The organism is Phascolarctobacterium succinatutens YIT 12067, assembly GCF_000188175.1.
Lineage (GTDB): Bacteria > Bacillota > Negativicutes > Acidaminococcales > Acidaminococcaceae > Phascolarctobacterium_A > Phascolarctobacterium_A succinatutens.
The window spans coordinates 1-22,458 of sequence record NZ_GL830892.1; the positions used below are offsets into that span (position 1 = coordinate 1).

Genomic DNA, 22,458 nt, shown 5'->3' on the forward strand with positions numbered 1-22,458 from the left:
GTATAATTAATTATGACATGGAGATTCCATCTGAAGCACTGTTGCTTTAGCAATAATTTGTATAGGACTTCATTAAATAAATCATGAAATTATATTATAGTTAGGGTAGTATAGATACCTTAAAGTTTTCTTAGTGTAACAAAGACAACTCCTAGCTCAAATTTTAACCTCTTTCTTATCATTTTGCAATATCTTTGTGAAAATCAAAAATAAAAAAAGGATTTTGGATATACTTGCAAGAATTAATAATAGTTACGAAGCTGTGTGAAGGAGTGAAAGCAAATGATAGTAGGCATAGGCTGTGATATTATCGAAATAGAACGTATTGCCCGGGCAATAAAGCGTGAATCTTTTATCCGGCGAGTGTTTACTGCTGAGGAAGCTGCCTATTGTCAAAGAAGAGGACAGCAGGCGGCAGCAAGCTTTGCAGCACGCTTTGCTGCTAAAGAAGCGGTGCTGAAAGCATTGGGAACCGGTCTGCGCGAAGGCTCGCTGCAGGAAATAGCCGTAGACAACGATGGGCTGGGCAAGCCTTTAGTACAGCTTAGCGGTCACTTTGCGATGCTGGCAAAACAGCTTGGAGTAAAAAATATACAAATCAGCTTAAGCCATAGCAGAGAACTTGCTACGGCGTATGTGATAATGGAGGATGACAAATGAAATTAGTAAATTTACAGGAAATGAAACAGCTTGATCAACTGGCGACAGCGGAATATGCTGTACCGGGAATCTTATTGATGGATAATGCAGCGCAGGCTGTTGCCGATGCTGTTAATGATAGCTTAGATGATCTGGATGGCGAAAGCGTAGTTGTTTTTTGCGGTGGCGGCAATAATGGCGGCGATGGCTTCGGTGCTGCCCGTTGGCTGCAAAATTATGGTGCGAGAGTGCGCGTTTTTGTTATAGGCAAGGAACTCGAGGCTGTGACAGGTGATGCTGCGGCAGAGCTTGCGATGTTGCAAAAAACTGATGCTAAGGTAGAGGCTATTGCCGGCGAGGATGACTGGGTAGTAGCTGAGCTTGCTGCTGCGAAGGCTGATATTTTGGTTGATGCTTTAGCAGGAACCGGCTTTCATGGCGAGCTTGAGGGCGATTTGCTGCGTGCCTGCAGATTACTGAATGACAGCGAAAAATATATTGTAGCAGTTGACGTACCGACAGGTGTAAATGCAGACAATGGTGCTGTTTCTGAAAATGCTGTACGTGCGGATAAAACCGTGACGATGGCTTTGTTAAAAACCGGTCTTTTGCTCTATCCCGGCCGTGAGTATTGCGGTGATATTGAGCTGGCAGATATAGGTATGCCTGCAAAAATGGTAGAGGAATGTGCCAGCAAAAAATATCGTCTGACAGACGATATTGTGCGTGAGCTGCTGCCGCTGCGTAAAGCTGATGCGCATAAGGGCGATGCAGGACGCGCTGTTATCTGTGCCGGCAGCCCCGGCTTCGCCGGTGCCGCTGCTTTGAGCAGCTACGCCGCAGTAAAGGCTGGTGCAGGCCTTGTAGCGCTTTATACTCCGCTCAGCAGCCGTGATGTGCTGGCAGGCAAGCTTACAGAGGTTATGGTGCACGGACTGCTGGAGCGTATGCCCGGTATTCTTGGCGGCGGCGCAACAGGCGATGTAGTGAAAAATGCTAATGCTGCCGATGTACTGGCAATCGGCCCAGGCTTGGGTACAAGTGAAAGTACACAGCAGGTAGTGCGTGATATCCTGCTGCAGGTGCAGGTACCTGTTGTTATTGATGCGGATGCATTGACAGCATTACAGGGACATACGGAAATTCTTGCACAGATGCAGGCAGCTAAGGTGCTGACTCCGCATCCGGGTGAAATGGCACGTCTTATCGGTAAAGAAATCAGCGAAATTAATGCTGACCGTATCAATATTGCTGCGCAATATGCTCAGGAATGGAATGCTGTGCTGGTGCTCAAGGGAGCACCGACCGTTATTGCCTGCCCGGATGGCAGCGTTTATGTAAACAGCACCGGCTCCAGTGCTTTGGCTACAGGTGGCAGCGGTGATGTGCTGACAGGTATTATTGCCGGTCTGGCAGCGCAGGAGATTACTCTGCAGGAGGCTGCTGTGTGCGGGGTTTACCTGCACGGAAAGGCTGCGGATATCAGCGGTATTGATATCGGGCTGGCAGCAGGCGAGCTGGCGCAGTTTTTGCCGGAGGCCCGTCATGAGGTTCTGAAGGGCAATTAATGCTTTAACGGTAATTTTGTTTACAGACTTATGTAATTAGTGTTAAAATAAACTGTTGAAGTAAAATCTTTAGTAAGAGTATGTAAGTTTGCGAGGTGGAACTATTGCGCAAGATTTTCCTGCTGACGCTGCTGGCCTGCTGTATGCTTTTAGGCGCGGTTGCTCAGGCGGCGCAGATAACAGATGTAAAATGGGGTGTCAATAAAGCAGACGTTCTGCGTATTGTTGTTGATGTAACGGATACTGCAGGCTATGCTGTTGATATGGAAGGCGATACGCTGAATCTGACGGTGAATGCCGATAAGGGAGCGCAGGTGCCGCATAGTAAGGCTGTAAAAAGCTCTTTGGCTGATTCCTTGAAAATTGTGGATAAAGGCAGCTATACGGTGGTGCGTGTACCGCTGAAACAGCGTCTGCTGGAAAAAAGCTATAAGGCTTTCGTCTTAAAGAAGGATTCTGCAACAGGCCGTCCCTTCCGTGTAGTGCTTGATGTTATGCCGCGCCAGGCTTCCTACAGTGGTTCCGGTGCTGCAACCACCGTTGTAAGCAACAGACCGGTAGTAAGCAACCGTCCGACAAAAAATAACAGCAGTATCAAGAAAAATATCGTTATAAAAACAAGTACCGCAGCGGATAAGAAAGCGGATAAAAAGAAGAGCAGCAGTAAAAATAAAAACGATAATAAGAAAAATACTGCTGCTGCCAAAACGGAAACAAAAGTAAATAAATCTGACGCTGATAAGCTTGCGGTAATCAAAGGAAACGGCAGGTTCCGCACAAGCGGCGGTCTTGACGGTAAAATTATTACCTTAGATGCAGGCCATGGCGGCAGCGATCCGGGAGCTATAGGCAGTGATGGTACGAAGGAAAAAAATATTACTCTGCCAATTGCCAAAATGCTTAAGGAAATCTTGGAAGATAAAGGTGCCAAGGTCTATATGACGCGCACTACCGATGTTGATGTATTCGGACCTAATGCCAGTGATGCAGAGGAACTGCAGGCACGTGTAAACGTTGGCGAAAAATATAATTCGGATATGTTTGTCAGCCTGCATGTCAATTCTTCGGTCAATAAAAATGTTGGTGGTTTTTCTACATACTACTATCCGAAAACCGATAATGATTTGCGCTTAGCTAAAAATATCCAAAATAAGCTGGCTGCTAATTTCGGTGTAGATGATTTGGGTGTACGTCAGGCAAACTTTTATGTTATCAAGCGTATCAGTATGCCGGCAGTTTTAGTAGAAATGTGCTTCATCAGCAATGAAAAGGAGCTGACCTTGATGAAGGGACAATGGTTCCAAAAGAAAACAGCTCGTCTGATTGCTGAAGGCATTGAAAAATATTTTGCATAATACGGAGGCGGCAAGTAATGAGAAAGCTAATTTTATTGATGCTGCTTTTGTGTGCAGTAATAGCAAGCGGTTGCAGTGAAAATGTTCCGCCGAAAGAGGATGCCAAGAATGCAGCAACAGCTGCGGTACAGGAAAAAAAGGATATCAGCTTTATTGTTTATCGTGCAGCTTCCGATGGCAGCGAAAAGCTGTTGCCGGAAAAAATTACGATGAAGGATAACGGCAAAAGTTTGCCGGAAAATGCTTTGATTGCCTTGGTGACTACTAAGCCGCAGGATGCAAAAATGGATGATGTTGTACCTATCGGTACTAAGGTGCGCAGTCTTAAAATTGAGCAGGACGGCACTGCCTATGCTGATTTTACGCGCGAGCTGGCAAAGAAGGGACAAGGATCCTATGGTGAGATGATGCTTTGCTACGCTATTACCAATACCTTGACAGAATTTCCTGAAATTAAGCGGGTACAAATTCTGATAGAAGGTAAAAAGGCTATTACCTTGAGTGGTCATATGGATATTGAGGATCCGCTGACGCGTAATACGACTTTATTGTAAAAACAAAGAAGCGGTACTGGTAAGTCTGGTGCCGCTTTTTCAAATTATTGATTACTATGGCAGGGGATTTCTTTCTTGCCAAATGTGAGGAGAGTTGGTTATGGAATTTTATTTGCAGGACAGCGCTGCAACGGAAGCCTTGGGAAGGCTTTTGGGAAAGCATGCAGCAAGCGGTGACGTTTTCTGCCTGAGCGGTGACCTTGGCGCAGGCAAAACGCTGCTCAGCCGCGGTGTTGCTGTAGCCTTGGGGGCTGAGGCCGAAGATGTTAACAGTCCGACCTTTGCCATCATGAATGTTTATCAGGGGCGTGAGCTGGAAATAAGGCATTTTGATTTATATCGCCTCAACCGTCCGGAGGAGCTGGAGGACATCGGCTTTGAGGAATATGCCGGAGGCGATGGCGTAACATTGATTGAATGGGCTGAACTGTTCAAGGATGAGCTGCCGGAGGAATATCTGCAGATTACTTTGCTGCATGATGGTGAAGGCCGTCGTGCTGTGCTGCAGGCTCAGGGTGAAAGATATGAAAAACTGCTGCGGGAGGTAGAAAAAGATGCTGACTTTGGCAATTGATACGGCCACCAAGGTGTGCACGATTGCATTATGCCGTGATAAGGAAATTTTAGCTGAATATACGATAAATATGGGGATGACACACAGCGAAGGCTTGCTGCCGCAATTAGACCAGCTGCTGCAGCGTACCGGTGTACAAAAGCAGGACATCGAGCTTTTGGCTGTAAGCATGGGACCTGGTTCCTTTACCGGCCTGCGTATCGGTCTGGCAACGGCAGAGGCTATGGCCTATAGCTGGCAGTGCTGCCTGCACGGTGTTGATACTTTAAAGGCTTTGGCTTATAATATCCAGCTTGAGGGCAGGGTGCTGTCACCGGTGCTGGATGCGCAAAAGGGTAATTTTTATCAGGCCTTGTACGAATGGCGCAACGGTGAGCTTGTGGAGCTGGCACCTGTTGAGGTTGTCAGTGCGGAAAAAGCATTAGAAAGAATTGCGCTGCAGGGAACCCCTGCGTTGCTTTTGGGCGAGTGCAGCAAGCTTGCGAAAAACGGTCTGCCTGATTTTATCAGCGTGGCACCGGAAGCATTGCGTATGCCTAAAGGCAGCTCTGTAGCATTGGCTGCCTTGGCGGAATTTGATGCAGAAAACGATAAGAAAATTTTTGGCCTGGAGCCATACTATATCAGAAGATCGGAGGCTGAGGAATTGTGGGAGAAGAAGCACAAGCAACAATAAGCTTCAGAGCAATGACGGAAGCGGATATTCCGGCTTTGGTTGCCATAGAAGCACAATCCTTTTATGATGCCTGGAATGAAAATATGCTGCGTAATGAAATAGCCAACGAGCTGACTACCTATCTGGTAATGGAATGTGCCGGCAAGCTTGTCGGTTATGCGGGCTTCTGGCTGGTAGCCGGCGAAGCGCAGATTACCCGTGTGGCTGTTGCTGATGAAGAACGCGGCCAGGGTTATGGCACACGTCTGACGGCAGCGTTGGTCAACAAGGCCTGGGAGCTTGGCGCTACGGCTATTACGCTAGAGGTGCGCGAGGGAAATATTGCCGCGCAGAAGGTTTATCTGACCTGTGGCTTTGCCAGCGAAGGCATTCGTCCGAATTATTACGAAGACAATCATGAAAATGCAGTTATAATGTGGTTGTATAAAGAAGGAGCAGGCCATGAATAAAGAGCAGAAGGATGTATATATTTTAGGTATTGAAAGCAGCTGTGATGAAACTGCGGCTGCTGTAGTAAAGAACGGGCGTGAGGTACTGAGCAACATTATCTCCTCCCAAATTGTTATTCACCGTAAATTCGGCGGCGTTGTACCGGAAATTGCTTCCCGTAAGCATATAGAAAATATTATGCCTGTTATCGACGAGGCTTTGTCACAGGCAGGCGTCGGCATGGAGCAGATAGATGCTGTTGCCGTTACCTACGGACCTGGTCTGGTCGGCGCGCTGCTTGTCGGTCTTTCGGCTGCCAAGGCGCTGGCCTGGGCAACGGACAAACCGTTGATAGGTGTCAACCATCTTGAAGGCCATGTATTTGCCAACTTTTTGGCAGACAGCGAGCTGAAGCCGCCGTTTATGGCGTTGGTTGTCAGCGGCGGACACACGGCCCTGCTGAAGGTTACCGGCTATAACAGCTTTGAGCTTTTGGGACAGACGCGTGATGATGCGGCAGGCGAAGCCTTCGACAAGATTGCCCGTGTTATGGGGCTGCCTTATCCCGGAGGTCCGGAAATTGAGCGCTTGGCATTGGGCGGCAATGACCATGCTATTGATTTTCCGGTAGCACGTTTGGACAAGCCTTATGAATTCAGCTTCAGCGGTTTGAAATCTGCCGTAATCAATTATCTGCACAATCAGCAGCAGGCAGGCCGTGAGGTGAACCGCAGCGATGTTGCGGCATCCTTCCAGCGTGCGGTTGTTGATGCACTTGTTAAGGAAGCGGTGCATGCTATGCAGCATACCGGCTACAATAAAATTGTGTTGGCCGGCGGCGTTTCTGCCAATAAAACCTTGCAAAACACACTGGCACAGGCTATGCAGGGTATTGGTGCCCAGCTGGTGCATCCGACACCGATTTTGTGTACCGATAATGCTGTAATGATTGCCTGCCGCGGTTATTTTATGTATCAGGGCGGCAGCTTCAGTCCATTGGACTTGAACGCTAATCCATCATTGAAATTAGGCTAAACAAGTGTCTTTTATAGTGCATAAGCCTGTGGATATTGTGGATAAACGGGCAATATCCACATATAAGCGCATTACTGTTGTGGAAAAGCCTGTGGATATAGTGGATAAAATAGTGGATTAATCAGATAAAGCTGTGGAAAGGACAACAGCAGGAAGAAGAGGGGAAACATGCTGAGCAATTTAACAGCAGAACAAAGAAACAGTTTACAAGCTATGCCACAGGTACTCGGTCTGGCGGCAGATATAGCACATGCTGCTGTGACGATTTATCTGCCGGGAGAGAATAAAAAGTTTTTTAATGTTTATAAGCAGGAGCAGCCGATGACACAGGTCGGCAATGTGCGCCCGGATATGACGGGTCGGCGTGTACGTGCGGTTGAAGAGCCGCTCGTTGCGCGTGTGCTGCAAAAAAATGTGCCTGTTAACGGCAAGCGTGAATGGGCTTTGGGCATGTTCAACAGTCTGAAGGTTTTTCCGCTGCGTGACAGCCGCGGACATTGCTACGGTGCCGTCAGCTTTGAAAGTGCTGCTCCCGATGATATTATTATTGCTCAGTCACTGGAGCTTTTGTGCAATCTGCGCCAGGATTTGAGCAATAACAGCAACTATCAGCGGCTGCGGCCTTCTGACGGCATTATGGTGGTAGATGCCAACAGAGTGATTGTTGCTGCCAACAACCGTGCACGTCATATGTTTGATGTTATGGATATTTCTCATCTTGTCGGCTGCCGTACCAACGATGTTGCTATAAATTGGCCGCTGGTCGGTATGGTTATGGAAACAGGCACGGCGGAAAGCAAGGAATTTACGATGCATGGCATTTTGCTTTCCATACGTATTCTGCCGGTAATTCCCAGGCCTAAGGCCGGTTGTGCTATTGTTATTTTGCAAGATATTACCGAGCTGCGCAAAAAGGACGAGGAGCTGCTGATAAAATCTGTTGTAATTAAAGAGATTCATCACCGCGTAAAGAACAATCTGCAGACCATCGCCAGCCTGCTGCGCCTGCAGGAGCGTCGCGCGCAGTGTGACGAAACCAAAATAGTTCTACGTGACTGCGTCAACAGAGTCAACAGCATTGCTATTGTGCATGAGTATCTTTCGCAGCAGGATACCGGTCTGATTGATGTCGGTAAGGTGGCCAAGGGAATTTACCAGGCGATTATCAGCAGCATGCTGCATCCGGAATTTATCCTGCATGCCGATTTCAAAGCAGATCCTGTACAGCTGCCGTCAGATAAAGCAACAAGTATCGCTTTGATTCTCAACGAATTATTGCAGAATACTATAGAACATGCTTACGAAGGCCGGATGAGCGGCAGCCTTAAGGTGCGCTTTGCGGAAGAAAGCAAGCGTTATGTTTTGTCAATTGCCGATGACGGTGTAGGCCTTCCGGAAGGCTTTTCATTAAACAGCAACCGTCAAAGCTTAGGACTGAAAATTATCAAGACTATGGCGGAAGCTGACCTGCAGGGAAGCTTTAGCTTGACGAATCGTGAGGATGGCGGTACACTTGCATTAGTAACAATTCCAAAGGGGGGGCTGGAAGATGTTAAATAAACTGAGAATATTATTGGCAGATGATGAAGCTATTTTGCGTCTTGATTTGCGCGAAATGCTGGCGGATGCCGGTCATAAAATAGTAGGCGAGACTGCCAACGGACAGGAAGCAGTAAAGCTGGCTAAAGAGTTAAAGCCTGATTTTATTATCATGGACGTAAAAATGCCGATTATGGACGGTATTACCGCAGCAAAAATTATTGCTGCCGATAATATTGCTCCGGTATTGCTGCTGACAGCTTACAGTCAGCAGGATATTGTCGAGAAAGCATCGGATGCAGGCGTTATCGCTTATCTGGTTAAACCTGTACGCGAGGAACAGCTTTTCCCGGCAATGGAGATTGCGGCCAAACGCTTTCAGGAAATGCATAAGCTTAATCTGGAGCTTGATAAGCTGAAGGAAAGCTTGGAGACACGTAAGCTGCTGGACCGTGCCAAGGGTATCCTGATGGCAGCGCACGGAATGAAGGAGCAGGAAGCATACCGTAAGATGCAGCAGTTCAGTATGGCCAAACGTATCAGTCTGAAGGAGCTGGCGGAAAGCATTATTGCAGCTGCGGCCAAAAGACAACAATGAGCTGAAAGGGCAGTGTGAACTGCTCTTTTTTTGTGTTCAAGCAAAAATTTGGGCCTGAGAAGCAAAAAAACAGGACGCTGAAGCCGATTTTTGAGGGCGTGAAGCAGAAATTGCGACAATTTTGTAAAAAACAGCGAAAAAGTACTTGCAATTTTTCCTAATATGGATATAATAAGAATTGTGGTTAGCACTCGGAACAAATGAGTGCTAATAACCAAGAAGTAAATTACTCTCACGTAAGTAAGAATACTCGAAAGGGGTTATAAAAATGTTAAAACCATTAGCTGATCACGTAATTGTAGAGGTTGTAGAAGTAGAAGAAAAAACTGCCAGCGGCATTTTCCTGCCGGATACCGCAGTAAAAGAAAAACCGCAACAGGGCAAGGTTTTGGCTGTAGGCAGAGGCAAATACAGCGACAACGGCACTCTGATTAAACCCGAAGTAAATGTTGGCGACGAAGTTATCTTCGCAAAATACAGCGGAACTCCTGTTAAACATCAAGGTAAGGATTACCTGATTCTTAGCGAACGCGATATCTTAGCAACCATTGAGAAGTAACATAAAAACTGTAATTAATTTTTAATTGAATTTTCAAAGGAGCGATATAAAATGGCTAAACAAATTCTGTTTAATGAAGAAGCTCGTCGTAGCCTGGAGCGTGGCGTAAATGCTCTGGCTGACGCTGTAAAAGTAACCCTCGGTCCTAAAGGCCGTAACGTTGTACTGGAAAAGAAATTCGGCGCACCGACCATCACCAATGACGGTGTAACCATTGCCCGCGACATCGAACTGGAAGATCCGTTTGAAAACATGGGCGCACAGCTGGTTAAAGAAGTATCCATCAAAACCAACGATGTTGCCGGTGACGGCACTACCACTGCTACCGTTCTGGCACAGGCTATGATTAACGAAGGTATGCGCAACGTTGCTGCCGGCGCTAACCCGATGGTTCTGAAAAAAGGTATCAAAAAAGCAGTTGATGTACTGGTTGACGAACTGAAAAATGTTTCCCAAAAGGTTGAAACCAAGGCTGCAAAAGCACAAGTTGCTTCTATTTCCGCAGCTGATGATGAAATCGGTAACCTGATTGCCGATGCTATGGAAAAAGTTGGCGACGACGGTGTTATCACTGTTGAAGAATCCAAGACCATGGAAACTCATCTGGAAACCGTTGAAGGCATGCAGTTTGACCGTGGCTACATTTCCCCGTACATGGCAACCGATGCTGATAAAATGGAAGCTGTACTGAGCAATCCGTACGTATTCATTACCGATAGAAAAATCACCATGATTGCTGACATTATGCCGGTTCTGGAAAAAGTTGTTCAAAACGGCGGCGAACTCTTAATCATCGCTGAAGATGTTGAAGGCGAAGCACTGGCAACCTTGGTTGTCAACAAACTGCGTGGCACCTTCAAAGCTGTTGCTGTTAAAGCTCCTGGCTTCGGTGACCGTCGTAAAGCAATGCTGCAAGATATCGCTACTCTGACCGGTGCAACCGTTATCAGTGAAGAAGTTGGCCGTAAGCTGGACAGCGCAAGCATGGCAGATCTTGGCCGCGCAGGTCAGGTTCGCGTAACCAAAGAATTGACTACTATCGTTGACGGCTTGGGCGATAAAGACGCTATTGCTGCACGTGTTGCTCAAATCCGTGCACAAATTCCGGAAACCACTTCTGATTTCGATAAAGAAAAACTGCAAGAACGTCTGGCTAAACTGGCCGGTGGCGTAGCTGTTATCAAAGTAGGCGCTGCTACCGAAGTTGAGCTGAAAGATAAAAAACTGCGCATTGAAGATGCTCTGAACGCTACACGCGCTGCTGTTGCCGAAGGTATTGTTGCCGGCGGCGGTACTGCTCTGCTGCAAGTACAGCCTGCTCTGGCAAAAATCAAAGCTACCGGCGATGAGAAGACCGGCGTAGAAATCGTTAAACGCGCTATTGAAGAGCCTGTTCGTCAAATCGCTTACAACGCTGGCCTGGAAGGCGCTGTTATCGTTGATACCATTAAACGCAGCCGCAAAGGCTATGGCTTCAACGCTCTGACTGAAGAGTATGTTGACATGATCGAAGCCGGTATCGTTGACCCGACTAAGGTTACCAGAAGCGCACTGCAAAATGCTGCAAGCATCGCTTCTATGGTTCTGACCACCGAATCCATCGTAGCCGACAAACCTGCTAAGGAAGGCGCTGCTATGCCGGCAATGCCTCCGATGGGCGGCGGCATGCCCGGTATGATGTAATCTGCAGGCCGGATGTCAAAACTGTATAATATAGCTTGAGTAGGCTATAGATAGCACACTCTGTTACTGATTTGGTAGCAGGGTGTGCTTTTTTGTTACAAAAAACCGCGGCTGAAAAAATTTTAGCTATTAGTGCAGTCTAATTATGTTTTTTGCTGGCAAATATGCTATAATAATTTCATTCTATGGACAGAAGGAGCTGTTGATAATGGGTGAAGCTGCAGCCGAAAAAGATTTTTACTGGAAGCTGTTCAAATCAACCTTTATAATTAGTGCCTTTACTATCGGCGGTGGTTTTGTAATCATTCCGCTGTTGAAGGCCAAATTTGTTGATGAGTATAAATGGATGGATGATAAGGAAGCGCTGAACCTTGTGGCGATTGCGCAGTCTGCGCCTGGTGTTGTGGCAGCCAATGCGGCAATTAGCATGGGCTACAAGCTTGGCGGTATCCGCGGTACGCTTACTGCTTTGCTGGCAACTATTTTGCCGCCGCTGATTACCTTGAGCATTATTTCCTACGCTTATGATGCCTTTGCACATAACCAGTATATTCAGCTGGTTTTGAAGGGCATGCAGTGCGGCGCGACGGCTATTATTATTAACGTTGCGATTGACCTGCTCAAAAAAGAGCTGAAGAAAAAATTGGCACTGCCGCTTTTGATTATTGTCGGTACCTTTATTGCCAATTATTTCTTTAATGTAAATCTGATGTATGCAGTCGTTGTGGATGCTGTTATCGGCTTCTTCCTGCTGCGTGACAAGAAGTACGCGTAAGGAGGCGGCGAGATGTATATTTATTGGGAGCTTTTCTGGAGCTTTGTCAAGGTTGGTGCCTTTTGCGTCGGCGGTGGTTATGCTTCGATGCCGCTGATTCAGGCGGAGGTTATTGAAAATCATGCATGGATGACTATGCCGCAGTTTATTGATATTTTTACGATTTCGCAGATGACGCCGGGTCCTATTGGTATCAATGCGGCGACGTTCGTCGGTACGAAGGTTGCAGGCTTGCCCGGTGCTGTTGCGGCAACTGTGGGCTTTGTTTTCCCTTCTGTATTTATCGTGCTGGCACTCGCAAAATTATTCTTCAAATATGGTGATATCGGTCCGATTCGCGGTATTCTGAACGGTCTGCGTCCTGCGGTTGTGGCACTCATCTGCTCTGCCGGACTGAGCTTTGTAATGCTGGCGCTGTGGAATACGGAAACCTTGCCGAAGGATTTTACCAAGGTTGATTTGCTTGGCTGCATTGTGCTGCCGATTTCCCTGTGGTGTATCCGTCATAAGATGAGTGTTATCCGTACACTGTGCATGAGCGGTGTTTTGGGCTTGATTTTGGGTATTGCGGGTATTCGCTGATATTTAATGCAATAGCGCGCTGCGTTGTGAGCTTTGGCTTGCGGCATGGCGCGCTTTTTATTATGTTGAAGTTAACTCCTGGAAATTAACGGTTGACGCAAGCGGAATTCTGCTATATAATAGATACAGTTAACCAACGAATAGCGTCGGTTAACTACTAAGGTTAGGGATGTGAATTACAATGCAAAAAATTATTACACTGGCCGAGAAGGTTTTAAACGGTCAGGATATTACTAAAGAAGAAGCTGAATTTTTGATTAACGTGAGCGATGACGACACCATGCTGCTTTTGGCCATGGCTGACAAGATTCGCCAAAAATATGCCGGCGATGCTGTTGACTGCTGTGCAATCATCAACGGCCGCAGCGGTAAATGCAGCGAGAACTGCAAGTTCTGCGCACAATCCGCACATTATCATACCGGTGTTAAGGAATACGGTCTGCTGAGCGAAGAGGAGATCTTCAATGCAGCTAAAAAAGCTAAGGAAGCAGGCGCTGTACGCTTCTCCATCGTTACCAGCGGTCGCGGACAGAGCAAAGCCGATGACTTTGAAAATATCTGCCGTACACTGAAACGTATTAAAGAAGAACTGCACATTGAAGTTTGCGCTTCTTTGGGCATTTTGACTGTAGAGCAGGCAAAAGAGCTGCGCAAAGCCGGTGTAACCCGCTATCATTCCAATCTGGAAACCGCAGGCAGCAATTTCCCGAATATCTGCAGCACTCATACCTATGCTGATAAATTTGTTACCATCAAAAATGCACAGGCTGCCGGCCTGCGTGTTTGCAGCGGTGGTATTTTAGGCCTTGGTGAAACACGTGAGCAGCGTGTTGAATGGGCCTTCACTCTGAAGGAACTTGGCATTGACAGTGTACCTCTGAATATGCTGACTCCGATTCCGGGCACTCCGTTTGAAAACAACAAACCGCTGCCGCCGCTGGAAATTCTGCGTGCGTTCGCTGTTTTCCGTTTTGTTCTGCCGAAGGCACAAATCCGTACGGCAGGCGGTCGCGAAGTAAATCTGCGTGACCTGCAGGCATTGGCACTCAATGGCGGTGCAAGCGGCATTATGATCGGCGGTTATCTGACGACTGCCGGCCGTGGTACTGACCGCGATATGCAAATGCTCAAGGATCTTGATCGTCCGCGCAGCATGCCGAATCTTGATTAATTAGTTTTCCATGAATTTTTAATACAAATCTTACACCTTAAAATCTCAAAAAGATAAGCAGACTGTAGTTGCGAGCAGTCTGCTTATTTTTTATATGTGCGTGATAACGCACTATCTTCTGCATCATCAATCCCTCGACGTATGAAAAATACGCCGTCGGGATTGCTTCTTTGAATCTGGCACGTTCTGACGCACGCATTTATTTGATGACGCACCGTCTTCAGTATCATCAATCCATATCATCAATCCATCATTTATTTGCTTACGCACTGCCCTCTACGGCAAATTTTATGATATAATATAATTTACTAATGACTTTCAAGAGGTGAAGCAAAATGCAGTCACACTTTCTTATTATTACCGGTATGTCCGGTGCAGGCAAAACGCAGGTTGTGCGTACCCTGGAGGATTTAAATTTCTTTTGCATTGATAATTTGCCGGCAACCTTGATTCCTAAGTTTGCGGAGCTTTGCCGTCAGACCTCGGAGGAAAAGGTAGCTCTTGTTGTTGATATCCGTGGCGGACGCTTTTTTGATAAGCTGCTGCAGGTTTTGGATGAGATGGAGGCCAGCGGCCAAAAATACGAGCTGCTGTTTTTGGATGCTTCCGATGCGACTTTGGTGCGCCGTTACAAGGAAACGCGTCGTCGTCATCCCTTGGGTGAGCGCAATACCTTGCTGAAGAATATTACCTGTGAGCGTGAATTGCTGGATCCGTTGCGCGAAAAGGCTACGCATATTATTGATACCTCGACGCTGACTACAGCGCAGCTGAAGGCTAAGGTAACGGAAATGTTTGGCGAGGGCTCTTCTAAAGAGCGTATGGGCATTGTTGTGCGTTCGTTCGGCTTCAAGCATGGTCTGCCGCTGGACAGCGATCTGGTTCTGGATGTGCGTTTTTTGCCGAATCCGTTTTATGTGGAGGAGCTGCGCAATATGACTGGCAACGACCGCCCGGTAGCGGATTTTATCTGCCGCTATCCGCAGACCTTCCAGTATCTTAAGCTGGAGGAGCAGCTGCTTGATTTTCTTGTACCGCAATATATTAACGAAGGCAAGGCACAGCTTGTTATCAGCGTAGGCTGCACAGGAGGACAGCACCGCAGCGTTTTTATTGCCAATAAATTGTACGAATATCTGCGTGAAAAGGGTTACAGCGTTGATGTGACGCATCGTGATATTCCTCACAGAAAGTAAGGGAGGGGCCTAATGGGTTGGATTAGTTGGCTTTGTCCCGGCATTAATTTGAAGCGCTGGCTGCTGCTTTTTGCGGTAGGTGTACTTTTATGTGCTTTGGGACTGGCTTTGTTTTTTAATTATCAGCTGATGGGCAAGGCAGAAGAACTGCTCTTCCAGATGACCTATCTGACAACAGGACGCTATTCGAATGGCCTGATTATGACGATGGGTGTGGGCTTTCTTATCGTGGGCTTTGCTATTATGGTGTACGGAACACGCCGCTTAATCAGTTCGGTAGTATCTGTTGTAGTGCCCGACAAAAACGGTTCATTGATGGAAACGATTTTTATGCAGCGCAAGCTGACACGTGGCCCTGCTATCACCGTTGTCGGTGGCGGTACCGGTTTGTCGACGCTGCTGCGCGGCATGAAGTATATCACCAATAATTGTACGGCCGTAGTAACAACTGCTGATGACGGCGGTTCCTCCGGACGTCTGCGTAAGGAGCTGGGTATTATTCCTCCCGGTGATTTGCGTAACTGCCTGACAGCTCTGGCTGACCGCGAACCGCTGATGGAGCGCCTGATGCAGTACCGCTTCCAGGGTGATTCACCGCTGGCAGGACATTGCTTCGGTAATCTGTTTATTGCGGCGATGGCGCAGGCTGAAGGTGGTATGGAGGCCGGACTCAATGCTACGAGCCAGATTCTGAAGGTACGCGGCAGGGTTATTCCGTCTACGCTGGAGGATATCCGCCTGCAGGCAAGGATGACTGACGGCAGCATTGTGACTGGCGAATCGGAGATTCCCAAGGTGCGCAAGCATATTAAGAAGATGATGATGCTGCCGGCGGATGCACAGGCGGCAAACGGAGCTATCGATGCAATTTTAAATGCCGATGTGCTTATTTTCGGACCTGGCAGCCTGTATACCAGTGTTATTCCCAACCTTTTGGTTGAGGGAATCCGTGATGCTGTTGTACGGTCGAAGGCAATCAAAATTTACATCTGCAATGTTATGACACAGCCCGGCGAAACCGACGGCTACGGTGCTTATGACCATGTGCAGGCGTTGGTTGACCATGTCGGTACACAGTTCTTGGATTACGCTATTGTCAATTCCCAGGATGTTACTTCGGAGCAGCTGCGTCAGTATGATGCCGAGGGCTCGCGTCCTATTACGCCGGATATTGATAAAATCCGCAGTCTGGGAATTACGGTTGTGCCGGCGCGCTTGATAAGCAAGGATGATCTGGTGCGCCATGATCCGCGTAAGTTGGCGCGTGTGCTTATTGCTTTAATTTATCGTCTGCGTCTTTTTGGACGCGGCATGCAGTTTTTCGATTACTTCTTTATGCGTGCGGGCATGAAGAAGCTGTATAAACAAAAATAAAACCAGACGCTGCAGCCTTGTCGGCTGAGAAGGGAGGAGTCTGCTTGTCTTTTTCCAATGATGTAAAAAATGAATTATCTCGTATAGAAACTAACGATGCGACCGGTGACAAAGCAGAGCTGCTCGGTCTTTTGCGTATGAGCGGTGCAATTGTTATCCGCGGTATGAATATAGGTATCCACTTTTCTACTGAAAATGCTGCTTTGGCCAGACGTGTACTGCAGCTGTTGAAAAGCAATTATCAAGTGCAGACGGAGGTAGTTATTACCCGTTCACGCCGCTTGAAGAAGAATAACCGTTATCAGGTACATGTAGTGCCGGCGCCGCAGGTAAGCAAGGCGCTGAACGAGCTGCAGCTCTTAAGTGTAGAGGGCGATTTGAAAAATCCGCTGCTTTCGCATCACGAGGGCAAGCGCACCTTTTTGCGCGGAGCTTTTTTGGGCGGCGGCAGTATCAGCCGTCCGGCCAGTGATTACCATCTGGAGATGGTGACAGGCAACGAGGATTTTGCGCAGACAATTATTAAGGTTATGCAGAGCTTTTCCTTGAAGGCCAAGCTGACCGACAGAAAAAACGAGTACATTGTTTATCTGAAGGATGGCGAAAGCATTATCAGCTTTTTGAGCGTTATCGGTGCGCATAATGCGATGATGGAGCTGGAAAATGTCCGTATTGTCAAAGAAATGCGCAACAATGTCAACAGAGCGGTAAATTGCGAAACTGCGAACCTGAACAAGGTGGTTAAGGCTGCCGTGCGTCAGGTAAGCTGCATCCATTATATTGATGAGCATATGGGCTTGAGCGAGCTGCCTCAGGGATTGCAGGATACGGCGCGTCTGCGTCTGCAATATCCGGATGTGTCGTTAAATGATTTGGTAGAATACTCCGGTGGTTTGGGCAAATCCGGCATCAACCATCGTTTGAAAAAGCTGCAGGATATTGCAGTAGGTTTAGGTATGGAATTGGAGAAAGCAGATAAATGATTAAGAAAGTATGCTTAGTATTCCTGGCGCTGGTTGTCGTACTTTTGGCGGCTGCTGGTGTTGCATGGAAGCTTAACGGCGAGCGTTGGCAGCAGGAATATGCGGCCTTCAGAAAAACCGGTGCACCGGTACTGATGTATCACGCTGTCGGTCCGGAAGAAGGCGCAGACTGGCCTAAAACGCTGATTATGAAGCCGGAGCTGTTTGAATCGCATTTGCAGTACCTGAAGGAGCAGGGCTATACGATTGTGACGGTAGCAGAGCTGGCAGAGCGTTTGCAGCAGGGAAAAAGTGTAGATAAGTATGTTGCCTTGAGCTTTGATGATGGCTATAAGAATAATCATAGCGTGGTGCTGCCGTTACTAAAGAAGTATGATGCCAAAGGTTCTTTCTTTGTCATCAACAAGGATATCGGCGATGAGCTGCATATGAATGAGCAGGAAATTAAGGAGCTGATTGCTGCCGGCATGGAGCTTGGCTCGCATACCTACAGCCATAATCCGCTGGCTGCCATTGACGAAAAATATCTGGTTTGGGAAACAGATACGTCGCGTTATTGGCTGAAGAAAAAATTTGACGGCTATATCGTGCGTACTCTGGCTTATCCTAACGGCAGCTATAACGAAAGGGTTATTGCTGCGGCGAAAAAATACGGCTTTTACAGGGCGCTGACTGGGCATGTAGGTGTCAATACGGCGGCTACCTATCAAAAGGCACCTTTCGAAATGTACCGCGTAACAGTTGCTGATGACGGTAACGGACTTGAAGGCTTCAAGAAACGCCTGGAACAGGCATATTTCTTTGGCTTTTTGCAGACTAAGGGCATTGATATCAATATTGTGCGCGACATATTTGTGCGCTAAGTAAAATTTAGGGAGGCGGTTGTCTCCCTTTTCTTTTGTAAGTAATGTTAACTGTAAAAATAAAATAGGTTGACAATAAATAAAAACTGGCGTATCCTATAAACTATGAACTGTAACAGAGGTTACAGAAGCTTTGGAGGCGTAAAATATGCATTTGAGTACGAAGGAACTGATTTTATGCGCATTGTTTATTGCGCTTATTACTGTGGGAACGTTTATTAAAATTCCGGTAGGCACCGATGTCTATACACTGCAGTTTTTGTTTACTTTGCTGGCCGGTCTGCTGCTCGGACCGCGTCTGGGCGCGATTGCTGTCGGCACTTATGTTGTCATGGGCCTGGTCGGAATTCCTGTTTTTGCATCAGGCGGCGGCCCCGGTTATATTGCACAGCCGACGTTCGGTTATCTGCTGGGCTTTATCGTGCAGGCATGGGTAAACGGTGCCTGGGCGCGCAAGGCTAAGCAAATTAATTTCCGTAGCCTGTTGGAAGCAAATCTTGTTGGTATGGTAATTGTTTATCTGTTTGGACTCGTATGGTTCTATGTAGTATCCAATTATATAATCAATGCACCGATTTCCGTGTGGGCAGTTATCTGGTACTGCGGTATTCTGCAGGTTATTCCTGATGTTGTGCTCTGCATTGGTGCGGCGATGCTGGGTGTGCGCGGTTATAAGGCCGGCATTTGGCTGAAGGCATAAAAAAGCAGTCCTTGCAATCTTATAAAAAGGTTGCGGGACTGCTTTTAGCTTTTTAGAAGGCCTTCTGCAGGAAGGCATCCAGGGAAGATTCGTTCATGCTGCCGACGATACGTGCAACTATATGGCCGTCGGCGCTGATGATGTAGGATGCAGGAATAGCGTCAATGCCGTAGGCTCGTCCAAGTGCCTGGTGGTCGCCGTAGGCAGCGGGGAAGGAGTAGCCTTTGCTTTTGATGAAGCGTGCAGGATCCTGTTCGTTATCATCTACGCTTAGAATAACAAAATGCATTTTATCTTTATATTCGGCGTATTTCTTTTCAATATGCGGCAGCTCGCCTACACAGGGAGGGCACCAGGTAGCCCAAAAATTGATGAAAACAGGCTTGCCCTTCAAGTCACTCAGGCGCATGGTTTTGCCGCTGCCTAACTCCTTGTAGCTGAAATCGGGTGCGGCTTCGGCAGCTGAGGCAGCAGCGGTGTTCATCTGCGGTTTGCTGTCGGCAGTTTTATCGGAAAAAGGACAGCTGCAGCCTGCGGTAAATAATAGCAGCGCAGTCATGGATAAGGTGAGCAGAATTTTTTTCATGTTAACCTCCTTATAAGAATAAAAGAAAAATGGTATATATAAATTAAAACTTTTTGCCGAGAGAAATTGCCTTTACCGGGCAGACCTTGCGGCATTCACCACAGGCGATACATTCGCTGTCACCTACATGCCGGCAATCCATTTTGCAATGCTCCATACAACGGTCGCAGTTGATGCACTTTACGGCATTTACCTTCATGCCAAAGAGGGAGATTTTATTAAACAGTCCGTAAATAGCGCCTAAAGGGCAGATGAAGCGGCAGAAGGGGCGATAGATGAAGATGGCTGTCAGTACGGTAAGGCACAGCAGTGTTAGCTTCCAAATAAACAGCTGGCCCAAAAGCTCACGAATCTGCGGCTTGAAAAATGCCAAGGGCAGAGCAGCCTCCAAAGTACCTGCGGGGCAGATAAATTTACAGAAGGCAGGTACGCCGCTGCCGGTGAAATGGTAAAAGGCTAAGGGCAAAAGCAGAAGAAAAATCAATGCAATAAAATATTTCAGATAGCTGAGCAGATAGGTAAAGCGGTTGCGCTGCAGCTTAGGCGTAGGAATTTTGTAGAGCAATTCCTGTACAAGGCCGAAGAGACAGCCCCAGCCGCAGATAAGACGTGCAAAGATTAACGCAAAGAACAGAATAAAGCCCAGCACATAGAAGGGAATGCGCAAAAATACACCGCTGAGTGAGCTTTGCAGCGAACCAAGCGGGCAGGCGCCCAAGGCTCCGGGGCAGGAATAGCAGTTTAACCCCGGCAGGCAGATATTCTTGCTGCTGCCATTCCAGATATTGCCATCGGTAAAGCCTGCAAAATTGCCGTTATATAGGAGGGCGGTGCAAATTTGTACAAGCTTACGTTTAACCAATGCCGATACACTCCAGACAAATTGTCGCTGCCTTGCGCCAAACGGCAAGATATTCTCTGTTGCAGATACCATACGTCAGCATGGCGGCAGCGCTCAGAAGGATTAAAATACGTGTTATTTTCATAGCAAGCAGACCTCCTATATAATTACTAAGAATATTCTAGCATATACGATGAAATTTTACTATGAATGCATGACTATACATTATTGAGGTTGGGTAGCAAATAGCAGAAAATAATATTAAATTATTTCTATCCGCGTGTTGCAATTATTTTCTGACAGGTGTTGTATGGATAAAAGCGTTTAAACAGGCTATAATAAAACAGATAATGCAATGGAAGAATATAGGTCGCGAAATAGTATTTGTAAATGAGCAATTTAAAAAAATCCTTGCAAAATAGGCAAAAACAAGGTAAAATAAAACAAGTAATAATATATTTTTTCGGAGGTAATCGTTATGCGTAAACACATCAAAACTGTTAATAAAGCAATGCTGAACAAAACTCTGCGTACCGGTGGCTGCGGCGAGTGCCCGGCTTCCTGCCAATCCGCTTGCAAAACTTCCTGCACCGTTGGCAACCAGGTTTGCGAACACTGCAAATAATATCTGAGCTTAATGCAGCTCCCTGTCTGGTGCAGGGGGCTGTTTTACTATCTATGCAAAAAAGAAAGGTTGGAATACATGCTGATACATAAAATGCGTCTTGATGACAATATGGCTGTGCTGGATATCAACAGCGGTGCCGTTCATCTTGTAGACGATGTTATTTACGATTTACTCGATTATTATGATGGCAGCAACGATGCTGAGGCTATGGCTGCTTTGAAGGATAAATACAGCGAAGAGGATTTGCGCGATGCATTGGAAGAAATGCACGGCCTGCAGGATGAAGGTCTGCTTTTCAGCCCTTCCTTTGATGTACCGCCGACTTTTGCCGAAAAGCCGATTGTCAAATCCCTGTGCCTGCTTGTAACTCATGACTGCAATCTGCGCTGCGGTTATTGCTTTGCCGACACCGGTTCTTTCGGTGGCTGCCGTCAGCTCATGAGCAAGGAAACTGCGGAAAAGGCTATTGAGTTTGCTATTGAAGGCAGCAAGAAGCGCCATAATCTGGAACTGGATATGTTCGGCGGTGAACCGCTGATGAACTGGCCGGTTGTTGTACATATTACCGAATATGTACGCCGTCGCGAAAAAGAAACCGGTAAGAATATTAAGCTGACGCTTACTACCAACGGTACTCTTTTGAATGATGATAATATCAAATTCCTCAATGATAACCGTGTTATGCTGGTTCTGAGCATGGATGGCAAGAAGGAAACTCATGATGCTATGCGTCCGTTCCCGAATAAAGCCGGCAGCTATGATGCAGCTGTACGCGGCTTCAAGAAGGTAATTGACAGCCGTGAGGGCAAAAACTACTATCTGCGCGGAACCTATACCCATTTCAGCACCCATTTCTGTGAGGATGTGCTTGATATGACTAAGGTTGGCAAGGAGATTTCCGTAGAGCCGGTAGTAGGCATTGATGAACCCTGGGTATTGACCGAGGAAGATCTGCCGGTAATTTTCGATGAATACGATAAGCTGGCACGCGCATATCTGGAGCGTCGTCGCGAAGGAAATCCCTTTGACTTCTTCCATTTTAATGTAGCACTTGATAACGGTCCGTGCGTAGCTAAGCGCTTGGCAGGCTGCGGCGCCGGTCATGAATACTATTGCATTACCGCTGATGGCGATATTTATCCGTGCCACCAGTTTGTAGGCCGTGAACAATATAAGATGGGTACTCTGGATACCGGTATCGTTACACCTGAGATGGTGCAAAAGTTCCGTCATACCCATGTTCTTACTAAGCCGGAGTGCAGTAAATGCTGGGCACGCTTCTTCTGCAGCGGTGGCTGCCACGCCAATGCGGATTTAATTAACGGCGATATTACCAAGCCGTATGAGTATGGTTGTCGTCTGCAAAAGAAACGTCTGGAAAATGCTATCATTGTTCAGGCTGTTCTGTCTGCCGAAGCACAGGAAGGCGAGGACCTGCGTCCGCATATCAACAACTTCACTTACGAAAAATAACAGATGGTTTCTCGTGCCCTCTGCGAAAGCAGAGCGCATTTTTTGGGTTCTATAATAAGTGTTGGGGTATTGACTTG

At 47.1% G+C, this 22,458-nt stretch carries 25 protein-coding genes; 22 read left to right on the forward strand and 3 right to left on the reverse strand.

The window, feature by feature from the left end:
* Positions 1 to 282: 282 nt before the first annotated feature.
* The 20 genes from acpS (at position 283) to HMPREF9443_RS06260 (ending at position 18,853) form a co-directional block, all read left to right on the forward strand.
* The gene (gene acpS, locus HMPREF9443_RS06165; protein ID WP_009145686.1) at positions 283 to 660 is read left to right on the forward strand and encodes a holo-ACP synthase; all 378 of its coding nucleotides are present in this window, start codon (positions 283 to 285) and stop codon (positions 658 to 660) included.
* On the forward strand, positions 657 to 2,207 hold the full coding sequence (locus HMPREF9443_RS06170; protein ID WP_009145687.1) for a bifunctional ADP-dependent NAD(P)H-hydrate dehydratase/NAD(P)H-hydrate epimerase: 1,551 nt from the start codon (positions 657 to 659) through the stop codon (positions 2,205 to 2,207). The genes acpS and HMPREF9443_RS06170 overlap by 4 nt, the downstream gene beginning before the upstream one ends.
* A gap of 104 nt (positions 2,208 to 2,311) precedes the next feature.
* Positions 2,312 to 3,562 carry an N-acetylmuramoyl-L-alanine amidase family protein gene (locus HMPREF9443_RS10360; RefSeq protein WP_071585662.1) on the forward strand — a complete coding sequence of 417 codons (1,251 nt, stop codon included), beginning with the start codon at positions 2,312 to 2,314 and terminating at the stop codon, positions 3,560 to 3,562.
* Between the two features lie 17 nt (positions 3,563 to 3,579).
* On the forward strand, positions 3,580 to 4,116 hold the full coding sequence (locus HMPREF9443_RS06180; RefSeq protein ID WP_009145689.1) for a GerMN domain-containing protein: 537 nt from the start codon (positions 3,580 to 3,582) through the stop codon (positions 4,114 to 4,116).
* Between the two features lie 100 nt (positions 4,117 to 4,216).
* Positions 4,217 to 4,690 (forward strand): tRNA (adenosine(37)-N6)-threonylcarbamoyltransferase complex ATPase subunit type 1 TsaE, encoded by a 474-nt coding sequence (tsaE, locus tag HMPREF9443_RS06185; RefSeq protein ID WP_009145690.1) that lies wholly within the window; start codon positions 4,217 to 4,219, stop codon positions 4,688 to 4,690.
* Positions 4,671 to 5,366: a tRNA (adenosine(37)-N6)-threonylcarbamoyltransferase complex dimerization subunit type 1 TsaB gene (gene tsaB / locus HMPREF9443_RS06190; protein WP_009145691.1), complete on the forward strand. Its 696-nt coding sequence runs from the start codon at positions 4,671 to 4,673 to the stop codon at positions 5,364 to 5,366. The genes tsaE and tsaB overlap by 20 nt, the downstream gene beginning before the upstream one ends.
* A gap of 11 nt (positions 5,367 to 5,377) precedes the next feature.
* A complete protein-coding gene (gene rimI, locus HMPREF9443_RS06195; RefSeq protein WP_009145692.1) occupies positions 5,378 to 5,815 on the forward strand; it encodes a ribosomal protein S18-alanine N-acetyltransferase in 438 nt (145 codons plus the stop codon).
* Positions 5,808 to 6,830, forward strand: coding sequence for a tRNA (adenosine(37)-N6)-threonylcarbamoyltransferase complex transferase subunit TsaD (gene tsaD, locus HMPREF9443_RS06200; RefSeq protein WP_009145693.1), 1,023 nt, complete (start codon positions 5,808 to 5,810; stop codon positions 6,828 to 6,830). Before rimI ends, tsaD begins: the two co-directional genes overlap by 8 nt.
* A gap of 168 nt (positions 6,831 to 6,998) precedes the next feature.
* Positions 6,999 to 8,390 (forward strand): sensor histidine kinase, encoded by a 1,392-nt coding sequence (locus HMPREF9443_RS06205; RefSeq protein WP_009145694.1) that lies wholly within the window; start codon positions 6,999 to 7,001, stop codon positions 8,388 to 8,390.
* Positions 8,380 to 8,967 (forward strand): ANTAR domain-containing response regulator, encoded by a 588-nt coding sequence (locus HMPREF9443_RS06210; RefSeq protein ID WP_009145695.1) that lies wholly within the window; start codon positions 8,380 to 8,382, stop codon positions 8,965 to 8,967. The genes HMPREF9443_RS06205 and HMPREF9443_RS06210 overlap by 11 nt, the downstream gene beginning before the upstream one ends.
* A 268-nt stretch (positions 8,968 to 9,235) precedes the next feature.
* Positions 9,236 to 9,526, forward strand: coding sequence for a co-chaperone GroES (groES, locus tag HMPREF9443_RS06215; protein ID WP_009145697.1), 291 nt, complete (start codon positions 9,236 to 9,238; stop codon positions 9,524 to 9,526).
* Between the two features lie 51 nt (positions 9,527 to 9,577).
* Positions 9,578 to 11,209 (forward strand): chaperonin GroEL, encoded by a 1,632-nt coding sequence (gene groL / locus HMPREF9443_RS06220; protein WP_009145698.1) that lies wholly within the window; start codon positions 9,578 to 9,580, stop codon positions 11,207 to 11,209.
* Positions 11,210 to 11,417: 208 nt separating this feature from the next.
* A complete protein-coding gene (locus HMPREF9443_RS06225; RefSeq protein ID WP_040565140.1) occupies positions 11,418 to 11,984 on the forward strand; it encodes a chromate transporter in 567 nt (188 codons plus the stop codon).
* Positions 11,985 to 11,996: 12 nt separating this feature from the next.
* Complete coding sequence (locus HMPREF9443_RS06230; protein WP_009145700.1) at positions 11,997 to 12,566, forward strand: chromate transporter; 570 nt, start codon at positions 11,997 to 11,999, stop codon at positions 12,564 to 12,566.
* Between the two features lie 181 nt (positions 12,567 to 12,747).
* A complete protein-coding gene (gene bioB, locus HMPREF9443_RS06235; RefSeq protein ID WP_009145701.1) occupies positions 12,748 to 13,737 on the forward strand; it encodes a biotin synthase BioB in 990 nt (329 codons plus the stop codon).
* A gap of 335 nt (positions 13,738 to 14,072) precedes the next feature.
* Entirely contained in the window at positions 14,073 to 14,933 is an 861-nt protein-coding gene (gene rapZ, locus HMPREF9443_RS06240; RefSeq protein WP_009145703.1) for an RNase adapter RapZ, read from the forward strand.
* Between the two features lie 12 nt (positions 14,934 to 14,945).
* Positions 14,946 to 16,307 carry a gluconeogenesis factor YvcK family protein gene (locus tag HMPREF9443_RS06245; protein WP_009145704.1) on the forward strand — a complete coding sequence of 454 codons (1,362 nt, stop codon included), beginning with the start codon at positions 14,946 to 14,948 and terminating at the stop codon, positions 16,305 to 16,307.
* Between the two features lie 44 nt (positions 16,308 to 16,351).
* A complete protein-coding gene (gene whiA, locus HMPREF9443_RS06250; RefSeq protein WP_040565143.1) occupies positions 16,352 to 17,290 on the forward strand; it encodes a DNA-binding protein WhiA in 939 nt (312 codons plus the stop codon).
* Entirely contained in the window at positions 17,287 to 18,153 is an 867-nt protein-coding gene (locus HMPREF9443_RS06255) for a polysaccharide deacetylase family protein (RefSeq protein ID WP_009145706.1), read from the forward strand. The genes whiA and HMPREF9443_RS06255 overlap by 4 nt, the downstream gene beginning before the upstream one ends.
* Positions 18,154 to 18,301: 148 nt before the next feature.
* Positions 18,302 to 18,853, forward strand: a complete 552-nt coding sequence (locus HMPREF9443_RS06260) for a biotin transporter BioY (protein ID WP_009145707.1) — start codon at positions 18,302 to 18,304, stop codon at positions 18,851 to 18,853.
* A 52-nt stretch (positions 18,854 to 18,905) separates the two neighbouring features.
* Here the strand turns inward: HMPREF9443_RS06260 and HMPREF9443_RS06265 are convergent, their stop codons facing one another.
* The 3 genes from HMPREF9443_RS06265 to HMPREF9443_RS11030 are packed head-to-tail and all read right to left on the reverse strand — an operon-like array spanning position 18,906 to position 20,425.
* Positions 18,906 to 19,439: a TlpA family protein disulfide reductase gene (locus HMPREF9443_RS06265; protein ID WP_009145708.1), complete on the reverse strand. Its 534-nt coding sequence runs from the start codon at positions 19,437 to 19,439 to the stop codon at positions 18,906 to 18,908.
* A gap of 43 nt (positions 19,440 to 19,482) precedes the next feature.
* Positions 19,483 to 20,301, reverse strand: coding sequence for a 4Fe-4S binding protein (locus HMPREF9443_RS06270; protein WP_040565144.1), 819 nt, complete (start codon positions 20,299 to 20,301; stop codon positions 19,483 to 19,485).
* Complete coding sequence (locus HMPREF9443_RS11030) at positions 20,294 to 20,425, reverse strand: CD1871A family CXXC motif-containing protein (protein ID WP_021719506.1); 132 nt, start codon at positions 20,423 to 20,425, stop codon at positions 20,294 to 20,296. The genes HMPREF9443_RS06270 and HMPREF9443_RS11030 overlap by 8 nt, the downstream gene beginning before the upstream one ends.
* 333 nt (positions 20,426 to 20,758) lie before the next feature.
* Between HMPREF9443_RS11030 and scfA the strand changes: the two genes are divergently transcribed.
* On the forward strand, positions 20,759 to 20,905 hold the full coding sequence (scfA, locus tag HMPREF9443_RS10570; RefSeq protein ID WP_009145710.1) for a six-cysteine ranthipeptide SCIFF: 147 nt from the start codon (positions 20,759 to 20,761) through the stop codon (positions 20,903 to 20,905).
* Between the two features lie 78 nt (positions 20,906 to 20,983).
* Complete coding sequence (gene scfB / locus HMPREF9443_RS06275) at positions 20,984 to 22,381, forward strand: thioether cross-link-forming SCIFF peptide maturase (protein ID WP_040565150.1); 1,398 nt, start codon at positions 20,984 to 20,986, stop codon at positions 22,379 to 22,381.
* Positions 22,382 to 22,458: the final 77 nt, after the last annotated feature.